Origin of the sequence: Paenibacillus sp. FSL R7-0163, assembly GCF_037969975.1 — a bacterium.
Lineage (GTDB): Bacteria > Bacillota > Bacilli > Paenibacillales > Paenibacillaceae > Paenibacillus_AQ > Paenibacillus_AQ odorifer.
In genome coordinates this window covers 1,547,292-1,562,837 of the sequence record NZ_CP150224.1, presented here as the reverse complement: position 1 = coordinate 1,562,837, position 15,546 = coordinate 1,547,292, and the positions used below count along the sequence as shown (strand labels likewise).

At 45.9% G+C, this 15,546-nt stretch carries 16 protein-coding genes; all 16 read right to left on the bottom strand.

The features are described 5' to 3' along the window. Positions 1–357 precede the first annotated feature (357 nt). The 16 genes from NST45_RS06860 to NST45_RS06785 all read right to left on the bottom strand — a co-directional run bounded on the left by NST45_RS06860 (position 358) and on the right by NST45_RS06785 (position 15,546). Positions 358–1,452: a prephenate dehydrogenase gene (locus NST45_RS06860; protein WP_036676253.1), complete on the bottom strand. Its 1,095-nt coding sequence runs from the start codon at positions 1,450–1,452 to the stop codon at positions 358–360. Positions 1,453–1,498: 46 nt separating this feature from the next. Then, positions 1,499–2,596, bottom strand: coding sequence for a histidinol-phosphate transaminase (gene hisC, locus NST45_RS06855; RefSeq protein ID WP_076141350.1), 1,098 nt, complete (start codon positions 2,594–2,596; stop codon positions 1,499–1,501). A gap of 60 nt (positions 2,597–2,656) precedes the next feature. After that, on the bottom strand, positions 2,657–3,481 hold the full coding sequence (trpA, locus tag NST45_RS06850; protein ID WP_076141312.1) for a tryptophan synthase subunit alpha: 825 nt from the start codon (positions 3,479–3,481) through the stop codon (positions 2,657–2,659). Further along, positions 3,478–4,677: a tryptophan synthase subunit beta gene (gene trpB / locus NST45_RS06845; protein ID WP_036676250.1), complete on the bottom strand. Its 1,200-nt coding sequence runs from the start codon at positions 4,675–4,677 to the stop codon at positions 3,478–3,480. Before trpB ends, trpA begins: the two co-directional genes overlap by 4 nt. Continuing rightward, positions 4,674–5,351 (bottom strand): phosphoribosylanthranilate isomerase, encoded by a 678-nt coding sequence (locus NST45_RS06840; RefSeq protein ID WP_036676248.1) that lies wholly within the window; start codon positions 5,349–5,351, stop codon positions 4,674–4,676. The genes trpB and NST45_RS06840 overlap by 4 nt, the downstream gene beginning before the upstream one ends. After that, positions 5,344–6,174, bottom strand: coding sequence for an indole-3-glycerol phosphate synthase TrpC (trpC, locus tag NST45_RS06835; RefSeq protein ID WP_036676246.1), 831 nt, complete (start codon positions 6,172–6,174; stop codon positions 5,344–5,346). The genes NST45_RS06840 and trpC overlap by 8 nt, the downstream gene beginning before the upstream one ends. Further along, positions 6,164–7,204 (bottom strand): anthranilate phosphoribosyltransferase, encoded by a 1,041-nt coding sequence (gene trpD / locus NST45_RS06830; RefSeq protein WP_339825220.1) that lies wholly within the window; start codon positions 7,202–7,204, stop codon positions 6,164–6,166. Before trpD ends, trpC begins: the two co-directional genes overlap by 11 nt. Before the next feature lie 41 nt (positions 7,205–7,245). Further along, entirely contained in the window at positions 7,246–8,811 is a 1,566-nt protein-coding gene (gene trpE / locus NST45_RS06825) for an anthranilate synthase component I (protein WP_339825218.1), read from the bottom strand. Positions 8,812–9,243: 432 nt separating this feature from the next. Then, complete coding sequence (gene aroH / locus NST45_RS06820; protein WP_036676241.1) at positions 9,244–9,618, bottom strand: chorismate mutase; 375 nt, start codon at positions 9,616–9,618, stop codon at positions 9,244–9,246. Further along, positions 9,612–10,715: a 3-dehydroquinate synthase gene (gene aroB / locus NST45_RS06815; RefSeq protein ID WP_036676240.1), complete on the bottom strand. Its 1,104-nt coding sequence runs from the start codon at positions 10,713–10,715 to the stop codon at positions 9,612–9,614. Before aroB ends, aroH begins: the two co-directional genes overlap by 7 nt. 2 nt (positions 10,716–10,717) lie before the next feature. Then, positions 10,718–11,887, bottom strand: a complete 1,170-nt coding sequence (gene aroC, locus NST45_RS06810; protein ID WP_036676238.1) for a chorismate synthase — start codon at positions 11,885–11,887, stop codon at positions 10,718–10,720. A gap of 192 nt (positions 11,888–12,079) precedes the next feature. Further along, positions 12,080–12,241 (bottom strand): hypothetical protein, encoded by a 162-nt coding sequence (locus tag NST45_RS06805; protein WP_169744788.1) that lies wholly within the window; start codon positions 12,239–12,241, stop codon positions 12,080–12,082. Between the two features lie 105 nt (positions 12,242–12,346). Beyond that, complete coding sequence (locus NST45_RS06800; protein ID WP_036676236.1) at positions 12,347–13,150, bottom strand: protein-glutamate O-methyltransferase CheR; 804 nt, start codon at positions 13,148–13,150, stop codon at positions 12,347–12,349. A gap of 27 nt (positions 13,151–13,177) precedes the next feature. After that, positions 13,178–13,621, bottom strand: a complete 444-nt coding sequence (ndk, locus tag NST45_RS06795; RefSeq protein ID WP_036676234.1) for a nucleoside-diphosphate kinase — start codon at positions 13,619–13,621, stop codon at positions 13,178–13,180. A gap of 99 nt (positions 13,622–13,720) precedes the next feature. Beyond that, positions 13,721–14,689, bottom strand: a complete 969-nt coding sequence (locus tag NST45_RS06790; RefSeq protein WP_036676233.1) for a polyprenyl synthetase family protein — start codon at positions 14,687–14,689, stop codon at positions 13,721–13,723. After that, positions 14,686–15,546, bottom strand: a complete 861-nt coding sequence (locus NST45_RS06785; protein WP_036676231.1) for a menaquinone biosynthesis protein — start codon at positions 15,544–15,546, stop codon at positions 14,686–14,688. The genes NST45_RS06790 and NST45_RS06785 overlap by 4 nt, the downstream gene beginning before the upstream one ends.

Here is a 15,546-nt window from a genome sequence, read left to right as displayed (position 1 = left end):
CCACATTTGGGATGCTAACGGACCCCATAGCAGCTATTGTCACGAAAAACACACAATATAAGCCTCTTCATATGAAATAGTGTCAGTGGAGTCCGAAAGACTGCTTCAAAGGCAAAAAACGAGCAAATAACGTCATTAGGGTCCGTAAGTACTAGGTGGTACTTATAGTGGTACTTATAGTGGTACTTATACTGGTACTTATAGTGATACCGATGGCGATGGCGATACCGATGACGATACTGACGGCGGCATGTTGAAGTAAGCAGCCAACAAAAAAACAGCGATTCTCTATCAACATGAGAATCGCTGTTTTGCTGTTTATTACGATTTGAAAATGAACCTGAGCGAACCTTAATACTACACGTATACCGTATAATCATGATGCTGCAACAGGATCTTCGCCCGCTCCATATCGTTCTCCTGACGGAAAGAGAGACGCATAATCCCCGGAACATCTTCACGGCTTTCGATAATTTGTACGTTGCTAAGGTTAATTCCTTGATCCCCCAGCTCTGTAGCAATACGACCGATAATCCCCGGATGATCGGGTACATCAATATGTAGGTCAAATAAAGGTGCTATCATACCTTTACGCCGTTCAGGCAATTGACTACGGAAGCCATTGGCTTCATGAAATGCCTCTTCAATCCCTACACCATCTTCACTTTCCAGCAAACGAACAAAAGAAGAAACTTCCTCGTTCCAATCCTTCAACAAACGAAGCATCACTGAACGATTGTTTAACAAGATATCACGCCAAATAATTGGATCACTGGACGCAATCCGTGTAATATCCCGAAAGCCCCCTGCAGCTAACGTACTATACAAGGAGTCAGTATCATCATAAGCTTTAATCTGATTTACCAGCGCAACCGCAATAATATGTGGCAAATGACTAATGGCACCTACAATCTCATCATGACGTTCTGGATTAAGGCGTACAATCTGCGCTCTAGTAAGGTGGAGTAAGGACTCCAACGCGTGATAAGCCTCGTCTGGCACTCCCGGTGGAGGCGTTAATACGTAATAGGCATTCTCAAACAACAGCGATGAAGCTGCCTCAACACCTGAACGCTCTGATCCTGCCATAGGGTGACCGCCGATAAAATGTACTCCAGGAATATCCAAAGAGACCGCGCATGCGGCTATACTAGCCTTCGTACTTCCAACATCTGTAATGATGCAGCCGGGCTTGAGCGGCAATTTGCTTAACTGCTGCAAATAATCCTCTAGCATACCCACCGGCACACATAAAAAAATGAAATCGGCATCGATTGCCGCTTCCTCCACAGACAATGTGGCACTATCGACCACACCTCTGCTAATATACTTACTCGCGGATTCAGGACGGTGGGCATGGCCAACGACGGTCAGGCCCTCCTTGCCTTTAAAGCAAAGGGCCAGTGAGCCTCCGATCAGACCGACACCGAATATTGCTATTTTTGTCGTCATGTTCTTTGAACTACCTGCCTTCTTTAGTCTTGACTTGCTGTTATTACTAGGCGCGTACTCCACTCTCTATAAGAGTTTGTTCCAGCGCGGTGATAAAAGCTGTATTCTGCTCAGCCGAGCCCACAGTAACCCGAATATAAGTCGGATAAACCTGATGACCTGCTCTTACGATGATTCCTTTACGCATCAAAGCATCAAAGACCTCTGCAGCAGGCTTACGAACATCTACCATAATGAAGTTACCGTGTGCCGGGAAGGATTCTAGGCCCAGGCGTTTGAATTCACCTTGCAATTGGACAATACCCGCGCTATTAAGACGACGGCATTCCTGCACATAATCTTGGTCAATCAAAGCAGCAAGAGCTGCAGCTTGAGCAAGACGAGAGGTATTAAATGGCTCGCGTACCTTGTTGATCAACGAAATGATCTCAGGACTCGCAACACCGTATCCAATACGCAATGCAGCTAAGCCATAAATTTTGGAGAATGTGCGAAGCACAACCAAATTCTTGTAACGAGTCAGTAACTGGATGCCATTGGAGTATGAAAGATCTGTTACATACTCACAGTATGCCTCATCAAGGACAACCATTACATTGGAAGGCACAGCATCCAGGAAAGAAACCAAAGCTTCCTCTGGTACAATCGTACCTGTTGGGTTATTCGGATTACAGATCCAGATAACCTTAGTACGGTCTGTTATACGGGCCAGCATTCCATCCAGATCATGTGTCCCTTTTACAAGTGGCACCTCAATAGATACCGCACTTTCGATGTCTGCGTTACTCTTATACACGGAGAAGGTCTGGTCCGCCATGATGGTCTCATCACCTGGCAAGAAAAAGGCACGAGCAATAAGTGCAATAATCTCATCTGAGCCACAGCCAAAAATAATATTGTCGTTATTCACGCCAAGACGGCTGGAAAGTGCTGAAGTCAATTCAACGGCTGAGCCGTCCGGATAAAGATAAAGATTCTCAAGTTCTGCTAGAATTGCCTCTTTTGCACTCGGTGAAGCTCCATACGGGTTCTCATTGGATGCAAGCTTAATAACCTCACTTAAGCCAAGCTCCTTCTTGACTTCGTCTATAGGTTTCCCTGGTTTGTAGACAGGGAGATTAACTATATTCGGTTTTGGATTCATTGAATAGTCCTCGCTCTCCATAGTTGATTACTCCACTATACACAGGTCAGAATGACACTGTTATGGTCTTTTTAATTGTGCCACAAATTCTCGAATTTGCAACAGCCCCTCATTCCGCGTAGCAGGATGACCGAGCAGCGGAATTACTTCTTCTATTTTGCGGACAATGGCACTCCCTACTACAACACCATCGCAAATCTGAGCAAAACGGGCAACCTGTTCGCCAGTAGAGATCCCAAATCCTACAGCCACTGGCAGATCCGTAGCTTGACGAACGGAAGCAATAAAGGCTTCTACATCCGCATGGAAAGAGGATCTTTCTCCAGTCACCCCTAATGAAGATACACAATAGATAAACCCGCTCGCACCGGATACAATCTTTGCAATACGTTCGCTTGAGGTTGGTGCAACTAAAGGAATGAGGTTGACTCCAACTTCATCACTACGGCGCCGCATCTCCGCTGATTCCTCAACGGGAAGATCCGGGATAATAAGTCCGCTAATTTCATGCTTGTTCAGATCAGCAAAAAACGTATCAAGACCCATTTGCAGGATAGGATTGTAATAAGAAAACAAGATAAATGGCAAACTGCTGCCGGCTTGACGAGCCTTTAGCGCGGTCTCCATGCAAGTGCGCAGGTGAACTTCACCCCGCAGTGCCCGGGCAGATGCTCTCTGAATTACAGGGCCGTCTGCAAGCGGATCAGAGTAAGGTACTCCCAGCTCCAGAATATCTGCACCTGCTGTCTCCAGTTCAGTAATGATGGCAAGAGTAGTCTCCAAATCTGGATCTCCAACAGTCAGAAAAGGAATCAATGCGGTTCGGTTCTCAGCTTTAAGCTTCCGGAATACCAAATCCATCCGGTTTGTAGTTTGGGTTGTCATTCAGTTCCCTTCCCTTCTGTATACGCCATAATGGATTCTACATCTTTGTCTCCCCGGCCTGACAGGCAGATGACAACAATATCATCCTTAGTAAGGGTTGGACCCATTTTTACAACATGTGCTATCGCATGCGCCGATTCTAACGCTGGAATAATGCCTTCCGTTACGCATAGCAGCTTCAATGCATCTAGCGCCTCTGCATCTGTAATCGGTACATATTTTGCGCGTTCGATATCTTTTAGATAGGAGTGTTCAGGACCCACACCAGGATAATCCAGGCCTGCGGAGATGGAATGTGCTTCTGTTACTTGTCCATGCTCATCCTGCAGGAGATAACTCATCGAACCCTGGAATACGCCATGAGTTCCTTTACTCATTGTTGCCGCATGAAAAGGGGTATCAATGCCTTTACCAGCCGCCTCTACACCAATCATACCGACACTTTCATCCTCAACGAATGGATAGAACATACCGATGGCATTACTGCCACCGCCTACAGCAGCTACGAGCAGATCCGGCAGCCTTCCTTCAGCCTCCAGAATCTGGCGCCGTGTTTCATCCCCAATAACCCGCTGAAAGTTACGGACCATCATCGGATAAGGATGCGGTCCTACAGCTGAACCCAATATATAGAAGGTATCGTCTACATTGCTAACCCAGTAGCGAAGCGCTTCGTTGCCGGCATCTTTTAAAGTGCGCGATCCGGAAGTAACGGGAATCACTTCTGCACCAAGCAGCTTCATCCGGAATACATTAAGGGCCTGGCGGCGCGTATCCTCTTCCCCCATAAACACCTTACATTCCATACCTAGCAGAGCTGCAACTGTAGCTGTGGCTACACCATGTTGACCCGCGCCAGTCTCAGCGATCACCTTCGTTTTTCCCATCATTTTGGCCAAAATCCCTTGACCAATCGCGTTGTTAATCTTATGGGCACCTGTATGATTCAAATCTTCACGCTTCAAATATATTTTAGCTTCTCCCAGATGTTTGCTCAGACGTTCCGCATAATACAGCGGGGTCTCCCGTCCGGAATACTGCTTTAATAGATAATCTATTTCTTCCTGAAAAGCTGGATCTGCCGAAAACTTACGGTAGGCCTCCTCCAACTCAATCAATGCATTCATCAAAGTCTCGGGCACGAAGCGGCCTCCGAATGAACCGAAACGTCCATGCTGGTCCGGTACTTGTATCATGATTGCTTCACCCTTTCCACAAAAGCTGTCATTTTTTGAATATCCTTAATGCCGTCAGTCTCTACTCCACTCGATACGTCTACCCCATACGGGACATAGGTATCAAGCAATTCACCAACATTATCTGAATGAAGCCCTCCAGCCACAAACAAGGGCAAGCCATGTCGTACTGCAATTTCTTGGTACTCAGGTAATTTGTTCCATGCGAAGGTTCGGCCAGAGCCGCCGCTCTGCAATGGATCATACGTATCTAATAAAACCGCATCTACTGCAGCTGCGTAATCTTCCAAGGTATATTCATTTTCAGCTTTATCCCGCTCTTGATCAGCAACGGACAGTGCCTTCCATACCTGAACCTGTGGATAAGCTTGGCGAACCTGCTGGCAAAAAGCCGGGCTCTCCTGTCCATGGAGCTGAATTACATCTAAATGCACCACAGACAACAATTCGTTCAACTCATCCAGCTCCGGATTAACAAAAACTCCTGCAGCCTTAGGAATTTCACCAGTCTTCCAATTTGGAAGTTCTGCAATCAGTTCGGCAGCACGCTCTATGGATACCTTCCGGCGGCTAGGTGCAAAAACAAATCCGATATAATCTAGTGGTAAGTGTAACATAGATTTTAGCACTTCAACGTCCTGAAGTCCACAGATTTTTACTAATGTCTCAGCCATGCCGGACACGGTCCTTTCCGTTAGGAAGCTCACCGAGCAAACCGTTAACCGCATCCTCTACGTTAGCTTGACGCATTAGATACTCCCCAACGAGCACTCCGTGAGCACCAGTAGTTCTTAGGTAGCCGATGTCTTTTGACCCGGAAATTCCACTTTCGCTGATCACTGGAACACCTTGCGGCACAAGAGCTGCCAGCTCGGCTGTTGTCTCCAAAGAGGTCTCGAAGGTACGTAGATTACGGTTATTAATTCCTAGCAGGACGTTAGGTTGGGTTATCTTTTCTGTGCTCAGTACAACCGCCAGTTCATTTCGGTCATGCACCTCAATCAAGATATCCAATCCAAGCCCTGAAGCTATATCTATAAAATGAGACAGTTGTGCCGGTGTCAAAATAGCGACGATCAACAACACGGCATCCGCTCCGAGAAGACGTGCTTCGTAGATTTGCTTCTCATCGATAATAAAATCTTTGCGAAGCAGCGGCAGATTTACAGCTTCCTTCACTTGCTGCAGATAAGCTGCGCTGCCCTGGAAATATTCTGTGTCCGTCAGAACAGATAAACAATCAGCGCCTCCAGCTTCATATCCTTTTGCAATGGAAACAGGATCAAAATCTTCACGGATCAACCCTTTGGAAGGAGAAGCCTTCTTCACCTCAGCGATCAAGCCCATATCTCTGTTCTTCCCTTGGGTCAGAGCCTTACGAAAGCCTCTTGTTGCCGGAAGAAGCGCAATATCACGCTCTGCTTGTGCCAACGAAAAGTTTTTACTGAGCAATTCAACCTCTTTAATCTTAGTCGCGACAATTTTATCAAGATACATAATTAAGTTCCTCCGTCATAGCTACAAGCTGATTAAGCTTGGATAATGCCTTGCCTGAATCCACTACATCTTTTGCTCTCTCTACGCCTCCGGCCATGGTATCTGCCAGACCAGCAACATATATACAGGCTCCGGCGTTAGCAAGAACGATATCGCGATAAGGATTAATCTGCCCTTGAAGGACCGAGGTAATAATCGCTGCATTTTCAGCTGCATCTCCACCCAGCACAGCTTCCAGTGGATGTCTGTTAAGACCTAATGCCTCTGGCGTTACCTCATACGTGGTTACGATGCCCTCTTTTAGCTCAGACACTAATGTAGGGGCCGAGATGCTGATTTCATCCAGACCATCCAAGCTGCTGACAACCATCGCACGCTTGGACCCCAGCTCCTTCAGTACATTAGCCACCGTCTCTGTCTTATTCCGATCATAAATCCCCAGCAGCTGACGGTCAGCACCCGCGGGATTCGTAAGCGGACCAAGCATATTAAAAATCGTCCGCACTCCAAGCTCTTTACGCGGTGCCGCCGCATGCCGCATCGAAGGATGATAGATTTGCGCGAATAAAAAACAAATGCCGATTCGATCCAAGCATTCCCGAGCCTGATCCGCATTCAGATGAATGTTGACGCCCAAAGCTTCAAGTACATCTGCACTTCCTGCTCTACCGGAAGCTGAGCGGTTGCCATGTTTGGCAACTCGTACAGAAGCCGCTGATGAAATAATCGCTGAGGCGGTAGAAATATTAAACTTATGGATGCCGGAACCGCCCGTACCACATGTATCTAGCAGACGCGCTTTTTCAGTAAGGACAGGTGTGCCGAAACCTCTCATGGCTTCCGCAAACCCCGTAATTTCCTCCACGGTCTCTCCCTTAATCCGTAAAGCGGTCAGCAGTGATCCGATTTGCGCCTGAGAAGCCTCTCCCAGCATGATTGCACCCATTATATCCCGTGCTTCTCCACGTGTCAGACTTTTGCCTTCGATTAGTCCAGCGATTCCTGATTGTATCAATTTTGTTGCATCCATAATGTTCATCCTCCCAGCCTTAATGTAATCTTTTATATTAATCAAACCACCTGTTCAGGGGTATATGTGTACATGTAATCTTGATTGATGACTTGTTTCTCTTTTATCTCGGGTGGGAACATAGCCTCTGCCATACGAATAGCTTTTAGCATGCCCTTCGCTTTATTCACCGTCTCTTCATACTCTTTCTCCGGAACCGAGTCCCAAACGATACCCGCCCCAGCCTGCACATATGCTCTGCCCTTACGGAAGATAATTGTACGGATGGTGATACAAGAATCCATATTTCCCGAGAATCCCAAATATCCAATCGCCCCCGCATAAGCACCACGGGCTTCTCGCTCCAATTCAGCAATAATCTCCATTGCCCGTAGCTTAGGTGCTCCTGAGACAGTACCGGCTGGCAGACAGGAGAGAAAGGCATCAAAGAAATCTTTATCCTCGCTAAGCGTGCCTGACACATTCGATACCATATGCATGACATGAGAGTATCTTTCAATTTCCATAAAGGAATCGCATTTTACAGAACCGAATTTGGACACTCTTCCTAGATCATTACGACCTAGATCAACTAGCATCAAATGCTCTGCACGTTCTTTTTCATCCTCCAGCAGCTCCGCGGCGTAAGCACGATCCGAAGCTTCACTTTCACCTCTTGGTCTTGTTCCGGCAATCGGCCGTGTCTCCACACGGTTTCCATCTACCTTTACGAGCGCTTCCGGTGAGGTTCCAACAATAATCTCTTCATCCATTTTCAAATAATACATATATGGAGATGGGTTAAGCGTCCTGAGCATCCGGTATACATGCAGTGGAGAAACCTCCGTTTCAATATGCAGGCGCTGCGACAACACCACTTGAAAAACATCGCCAGCCCGAATGTATTCCTTCGCTTGTTCTACGTTGTTGATATATTGTTCTTTAGTCAGGTTGGAATGAATCTCACCCAGCTCAATATCCTGCGGAATGCTGCGGCGGTTCACATTTTCCTTTGGCCCTTCCTTTTGCAGCTCTTCGGCCATATCCTCAAGCTTACGACTTAAGCTTTCGTAATTGGATTTGATATCTGAGTCCGTATCACCGTCTTTAACATGCAGGTTGCCAACTAGGAGAATTTGTTGTTTCACATGATCAAAAACAATGATGCGATCACAGAACATAAACCGGATATCATCCATTTGGAGATCATCTACTGGATGCTCAGGCAGCTTCTCATAATATTGCAGCAGATCATATCCAAAAAATCCGATAGCTCCTCCAGTAAATGGCGGCATCTCATCCAGCTTAGGGCTACGGTATGAACGAAGCAGTGCTTTAAGCTCCTCAATCGGCTTTCCATGCAGCTGTTTTTTCTTACCGTCGATCTCTACGTTAATTGCACCCTTTTTTCCCGATATCATTAAAAAGGGATCGCTGCCGATGAACGAGTACCGGGCCCATTGTTTGCCGCCCTCTACACTTTCTAGTAAGAACGCGCGGTCACGTTCAGCAAAACGTTGGAATAACCGGATAGGTGTTTCCATATCAGCCAGCAGCCGCTTCACAACAGGAATCAGATTATAATCCTGCGACAGCTTTACCACCTCTTGAACACTCGGATTCGTCATTTTTAGATGCCCCCTTAGTTATATAAATCTTTCCGAAAAACAGAAAAACCCTCTACCAAAGTAGAGGGTTTGTGTAAGTAAGTATATGTTTTTGAGCAATGATCAGCATCGTTATGTTGTGCCTACAGACTTATCTCTAAATAAGATACATCACGGATGTGAAATAACACTCCAGTACATATCAAAATAAAGACTCTGCGTACACAAAAACTGCTAATCAGGCATAAACGTCTTCAGCGTCCTTATAAGGACGGTAAGCGTATATGCGTGAAATATAAGAATGTATAGAACAAAGCTTATACTTTCTTATATTCGCAAAAATTTCTTGCACTCTGCTCAACTATACTCATCTCAACTCAACTAAACTCTTCTATACTCGGCTAATTACACTATACATGATGACAAGGGTCATTGACAACCCACAACTCAAATTTAAGACTTACTCTGCGACAAATCCGGACGAAGCTTCTGAGCTTCATTCAGATATACATGGCGGATCTCACGCTGTGATTTATCCGTATTAAACTGCACCATTAACCGGATACACATCGGCAGACTGCCTTTAACAGGGATCTCCGTTGAACACATAAGTGGCACCATTTCCCAGCCCTCAATCTCACGAATGGCTCTTGCCGGAAAAGTAGCATCCAGATCATTGGTCATCGTAATCCATACATTGCTAATATCCTCAGCTATAACATCATTACGTTCTACGATCTCCCGCAGCAGCACAACGGTTTCACGCAAAATCTCTGTTTCTTCGTTATTAATCACGGTAGTTGCTCCGCGAATCCCTCGATTTACCACGGTTTCCCCTCCTTTTTAAGCTCTGCGAGAACCTCTCGCACAAGCGATTCCTGTACATCGTTTACAATGCTTACGGCTCCTATGGCATCAGGTACAATAAAAGTCATTCTGCCTTCTTTGAATTTCTTATCATGCATCATTGCTTCCATTAGCTCCTCTTCATCATATTCAGAAGGAAGCTGTATAGGCAATGAAAGTGCAGATAACATAGATACTGTATCCTCATAAATGGATCGATCATGTCCAAGCTTTACAGCCAGCAGCGCCGAACCCGCCATACCAATCGCAATCGCTTCACCGTGCAAAAATACGCCATATCCGCCAACCGCTTCAATAGCATGTCCGATCGTATGTCCTAAATTCAGAATCGCCCGAAGTCCATGCTCACGTTCATCGTTCGCTACGACATGAGCCTTGATTGCACAACCGCGCTCAAGGGCATAGCCGAGTGCTTCAGCATTCAGAGCAAGCAGCTCATCAGCATGTTCACGGCACCAATATGCGAATTCTTTGTCCATAATCAGACCATGCTTCACTACTTCAGCCAGGCCAGAAGAGACTTGGCGTGGCGGAAGCGTGCGAAGGGTATCCAAATCGTAAAGCACCAGCGAAGGTTGATAGAACGCACCAACCATATTTTTGGCTAGTGGATGATTGACAGCCACTTTGCCGCCTACGCTGCTGTCATGGGCTAGAATCGTCGTTGGAATTTGTAGAAATCCTATTCCGCGCATGTAGGTAGCTGCTACAAAACCAGCTAAATCACCAACAACCCCGCCACCTAAAGCCAACACCGCTGAGTTGCGATCCAGTCCCGCTTGAATCGCGGTCGTCATAACCTCTTCATACACGGTTAATGATTTGGATGCTTCCCCTGCCGGCATAATGTGGCTGACTACGGTATAGCCTTGCTGACGTAGAGCTTCTTCAAGCGACGGTAAATACAGTGGAGCTACTTCACTATCACTCACAACCAGTATTGGGCTGCGAGTGGACAGTCCAGCCTCAGCACAGTACTGGCCAATGTTCTGCAGCAGACCACTACCGATGTGAATTGGATAAGAACGATCTCCTAAATCTACATTGATCGTACGCATGATTAATAACTCTCCAATTGTGCAAGATAGTTTTCATAGTTCGCTTTAATTTCTTCGAGAGAATCCCCGCCGAATTTATCAAGAAAAGCTTTGGCAACTTCCCATGCCACTACGCTTTCCAGAACCACACATGCCGCTGGAACTGCACATGCATCCGAACGTTCTACTTGAGCTGTAAAAGGTTCTTTCGTATCGATATCTACACTTTGAAGTGGCTTATACAAGGTAGGAATAGGCTTCATAACACCACGAACCACTATCGGCATACCATTCGTCATCCCGCCTTCAAAACCGCCTAAACGATTGCTTGCGCGATAGTATCCTTTAGAAGCTTCATACATAATTTCATCATGGACTTGCGATCCACGCAATTTACCTGCTTCAAACCCAATGCCGATTTCAACGCCTTTGAAGGCATTAATCGACATCACTGCCCCAGCGATCGCCCCGTCCAGCTTCCGGTCTGACTGTACATAGCTGCCAAGTCCGATGGGCAGTCCTTCGACGATACATTCAACGATTCCACCGATGGAGTCGCCCTCTTCCTTGATTTGATCTATGTAAGCCTCCATTTTCTGTTCCGTTTCTTTGTCGACAACTCTGACAGAGGACTGTTCTGTGCGTTCAATCAGCTCATCGATAGGCAGATCATTAGCAGGTGCCTCAATTTCACCAATACGAATGACTTGACCTGCTACTTTCACACCAAAAGCTGCCAGCAGCTGTCTGGCTACAGCGCCACATGCAACTCTGGCTGCTGTTTCGCGGGCACTGGAGCGCTCCAGAACATTGCGAAGATCCGTATGATTGTACTTCAATCCACCATTCAAATCTGCATGTCCAGGACGCGGCCGATTTACCCGGCGTTTTTCTTCATCACTGCCTGGAATAGGTTCAATATTCATTATGTTCTTCCAGTGAGTCCAATCCTTGTTCTCTACTACCAAGGCTACCGGAGCACCTGTAGTATAGCCGTGACGTACTCCACCGACTATTTGTGCCGTATCTTTCTCAATCTGCATGCGGCGTCCACGTCCGTATCCCTTTTGTCGACGATGCAATTGAAAGTTAAGCTCTTCAAAATCCAAAGTTAAATTACTTGGCAATCCCTCAATAATAGCCGTTAGCTGGGGGCCGTGCGTTTCCCCCGCTGTTAAATAGCGTAAACTCATGATGTCTTCCCCCTTTTATACTTTTAAACTGTAAACCGCTAAAATCCTATGATCTTTGCTCATTATAGTATAGGGAATCCGCTTTGACAAGAAAGGGCTCTCCCTAGAAACACTCTATGTATATCGAAATAAAAAGCGCCATCCATACCCTTAAGAGTATGAATGGCGCTCCTCGGCTGGGTCCTCAGCTTGTTAGCTGCCGAGCCGCTGACTTGGTGGAGGGAATGTAGACTTACGCTCTTCCAGCTGCAGAAGGCGCTCCAATTGCATTTCTTCCACACCGAGAATTTGCCCGCACTCACGAACGGTGATAAAGCCTCGTTTGTACGCGGCAATGACCTTGCTTTTGTCCATCGGTTTAACTTTCCTTTCACTTAGCGTACAGATTCTACTATCCAGTATCACTGAACTTTTGCGAAAGTATACCTTTGAAGTTAATGGCGAAGGAGCAAAAAATATTTATTTTTTACGATAGAAAAAAGTTTCCGTCGATTCAAAACCGTATTGAGCCGGTGTAAAGATTTGCTCTGTGCTACCCACAAACAAATAACCACCCGGACGTAAGCTAGCCGAAAACTTATGATAGAGCTTGTTCTTCGCCTCTTCAGTAAAATAGATCATTACATTGCGACAAATAATAAGATCAAAACCTTCGTCGAACTTGTCCAAGAGCAGATTCTGTTTGCGGAAATCTATGTTTTTCTTAAGTGAATCGCTGACCTTGAAAACAGGGCCTTCCGGTGTAAAGTAACGTGCTGCCACGTCTTTCGGCACATCCTTTAAAGAACGTTCCAAATAAAGACCTTGCTTTGCTTTAGATAAAGCGCCATCATCAATGTCAGTGGCAAGAATGCCTGTCTGCGCCAATATATTCTTGTCCGACAAAATCATAGCCAGCGTGTAAGGCTCTTCGCCAGTGGAACACGCCGCGCTCCACAGCTTTAATTTGCGGCCTGACTGCTGGAGGTCAGGTAGGATAATATCCCGCAAAACTTCCCAGCGATTCGGATTCCGCCAGAACTCAGAGACATTGATCGTCATTCGATCTAAAAATTCATAAAATAAGTCCTTATTTTTCATCATCGCTGCAAAAAAATCACTGAAGGTATGATACCCATTCTTCATCCGAAGAGTCGTCAAACGCCGCTTCATCTGCGCTTCTTTATATTGAGCCAGATCAATTCCGGTGCTTTGTTTAACGTTGTGAATAAATCCGCTATAATCCGGATCTGTTGTTAATGCTGCAACATTACGATCAGACATGTTAATCCCCTGCCTCCCACCTGGACCTTACATCCAGACTGCGATGTCTTTGTTATACTGATTCAGTTCATCTGGAGCAAAGAAATTAGCAATTTCCCGTTCTGCACTTTCAGGCGAGTCTGATCCATGAATTAGATTAAGTGGTGTATGGCTGGCAAAGTCGCCACGAATCGTGCCTGGCAGAGCTTCTCCAACTTTTGTCTTGCCTATGAGTGTCCGGGATAACGTAACAACATCATCGCCTTCCCATACCATTGCAAACACTGGACCTGAAGTGATGAAAGAGACCAGCTCCGAAAAAAAGTCTTTGCCTGCATGCTCAGCATAATGTCTTTTCGCTTGATCCTCACTAACTGTAATCAGCTTAGCAGCGACCAATTTAAACCCCTTATCCTCAAAGCGGGTAACAATACGCCCTATTAATCCACGTTGAACTCCATCAGGCTTGACCATCAGATACGTCTTTTCCATAGAAGCACTCTCCATTTTCCCATTTGAAGGGTTGTTTTGACGCTATCTTAACAGAAACATTGCTTTCTGGAAACGTTTAATTTCAATCTCACCAGAAGATCAATAACTTCTTCCTGTTATAAAATAAGCAATATCACGCAGATTGCGCTTAGTCTTATTATTAGGCAATTGTTCCAGCGCCGCCAGCGCCTTGTCAATATAACGTGAAGCGAGCTCCTCAGAGCGGGCGATTCCGTCTCCGGAAAGTATAAGATCAATCGCACGTCCTACCGTGCTATGGCCCTCACGTATAGACTTCAGTTCCTCAAGCAATGACTCGCGCAGCCGCTCATCCTCAAGACTATAAATCACTGGAAGTGTAATGTTTCCTTGACGCATATCACTGCCCGGAGGTTTACCGATCTGTTTCTCTGTGCCTGAGAGATCCAGTAAATCATCACGAATCTGGAACGCCATACCCACGTTATATCCATAATTATAAAGCAGGCGAGCTACTTCTGGATCTGCCTCAGCAGCAAGTGCGCCGAGTTGGCAGCTAACTGCAATCAGCAGGGCTGTTTTGCGGCGGATACGCCGTAGATAATGACGTACACTTTGCTCACTGTTGAAAAAGTCACGAATCTGCTCCATCTCTCCGATCGACATTTCGATCATCGCCTTAGACAGAATTTGATGAATTCGTGGATTCTTCAGCTCCGTAGTCATAACCAGCGCTTTTGCATATATGTAGTCACCAGTGTACATGGCAATTTTATCGCCCCATTTTGCTTTCACGGTGAGTTCACCACGGCGCAATTCTGCATCGTCGATCACATCATCATGGACCAGTGAAGCGCTATGGATCAACTCTAACGGTATCGCCACCCGTTTCAGCTTTTCCAGATCATACTTACCGAATTTCCCGCCCATCAGGACAAATACGGGACGTAATCTTTTGCCGCCTGCCTTTAATAAATGCAGGGAGGTTTCTGTAAGCAGATCGTCATCCCCCTGTACACTACGGTACAGCTCTTTTTCAATCTGATCCATATCTCTGTTCAGTAATCCGAATATTTGCAGTCGTTTCATTCTTTCACCCGTGTCAACAGTTTATGGCTCCAAATCTCCATCTTCACTTCCTGCGGCAGCAGGCCCATCTCATAGGCATAGCGGAAATAGAGGTTCAAACCTTGCTGCTGCCTTTCTCCAAAATCATAACATAAATTGCGGAAGTACCCTTCCCAATAAGACTTTGTTCCTCCAATGTTAGAACAAGCTGCTTGTACAATAGGATCTAAATCTCTCAATCCCCGCATTTTACTCTCGGCAAAAGCCTCTGCAATCTCAGAAATAGCCTCCGGTTTGTCCTCAGCAGCCTTTCGGTTCACTGCCCAGACCGCAAAGGTCATCCCTAAGCCCGTCCATTTCTTCCAAACCTCAGCTAGATCTGTAACGATATAACCTTGATCCTGCCATGAGGCTTTAATAGCATTATCACCAATTAATAAGCAGGCATCCGCTTCATGCATCATGGCATCCAAATCAGGATTAGCGCTAATATATTCCGGTTTATTGCCAAAAGCTTTTTCCATTAAAATTTTCAGCAAATTTACCGAGGTTGCAGAAGTATTCGTAACAGCAATCTTACCGCTACCAATCTGAGCAAATGGCACCCTGGAAAAAAGGAATATTGATCTCACAGGACCGTCCGCGCTAACCGATAAATCAGGTAGTAGTAATAATTTGTCACTGGCCTCAGCATAAGCAAAAGAGGATAAAGCACCTACATGAATAGTTCCACGGCTCATCCCCTGATTAAGAATGGCAGGTACCTCACTCACCATCTCTGCAGGATATTTTAATGCAGAGGGATGAAAATTGTGAAATACCGGCCATGAGTTGGTATAGCTGATTTTGCCGATGATGGTGTGGCTGTTATTGTCCAT

Excerpts from the sequence above, each read along its gene's own strand:
- NST45_RS06860 (WP_036676253.1), bottom strand. The coding sequence starts at position 1,452 with ATGACGACAAAAATAGCAATATTCGGTGTCGGTCTGATCGGAGGCTCA.
- hisC (WP_076141350.1), bottom strand. The coding sequence starts at position 2,596 with ATGAATCCAAAACCGAATATAGTTAATCTCCCTGTCTACAAACCAGGG.
- trpA (WP_076141312.1), bottom strand. The coding sequence starts at position 3,481 with ATGACAACCCAAACTACAAACCGGATGGATTTGGTATTCCGGAAGCTT.
- trpB (WP_036676250.1), bottom strand. The coding sequence starts at position 4,677 with ATGATACAAGTACCGGACCAGCATGGACGTTTCGGTTCATTCGGAGGC.
- NST45_RS06840 (WP_036676248.1), bottom strand. The coding sequence starts at position 5,351 with ATGGCTGAGACATTAGTAAAAATCTGTGGACTTCAGGACGTTGAAGTG.
- trpC (WP_036676246.1), bottom strand. The coding sequence starts at position 6,174 with ATGTATCTTGATAAAATTGTCGCGACTAAGATTAAAGAGGTTGAATTG.
- trpD (WP_339825220.1), bottom strand. The coding sequence starts at position 7,204 with ATGGATGCAACAAAATTGATACAATCAGGAATCGCTGGACTAATCGAA.
- trpE (WP_339825218.1), bottom strand. The coding sequence starts at position 8,811 with ATGACGAATCCGAGTGTTCAAGAGGTGGTAAAGCTGTCGCAGGATTAT.
- aroB (WP_036676240.1), bottom strand. The coding sequence starts at position 10,715 with ATGCGTACGATCAATGTAGATTTAGGAGATCGTTCTTATCCAATTCAC.
- aroC (WP_036676238.1), bottom strand. The coding sequence starts at position 11,887 with ATGAGTTTACGCTATTTAACAGCGGGGGAAACGCACGGCCCCCAGCTA.
- NST45_RS06805 (WP_169744788.1), bottom strand. The coding sequence starts at position 12,241 with ATGGACAAAAGCAAGGTCATTGCCGCGTACAAACGAGGCTTTATCACC.
- NST45_RS06800 (WP_036676236.1), bottom strand. The coding sequence starts at position 13,150 with ATGTCTGATCGTAATGTTGCAGCATTAACAACAGATCCGGATTATAGC.
- ndk (WP_036676234.1), bottom strand. The coding sequence starts at position 13,621 with ATGGAAAAGACGTATCTGATGGTCAAGCCTGATGGAGTTCAACGTGGA.
- NST45_RS06790 (WP_036676233.1), bottom strand. The coding sequence starts at position 14,689 with ATGAAACGACTGCAAATATTCGGATTACTGAACAGAGATATGGATCAG.
- NST45_RS06785 (WP_036676231.1), bottom strand. The coding sequence starts at position 15,546 with ATGGACAATAACAGCCACACCATCATCGGCAAAATCAGCTATACCAAC.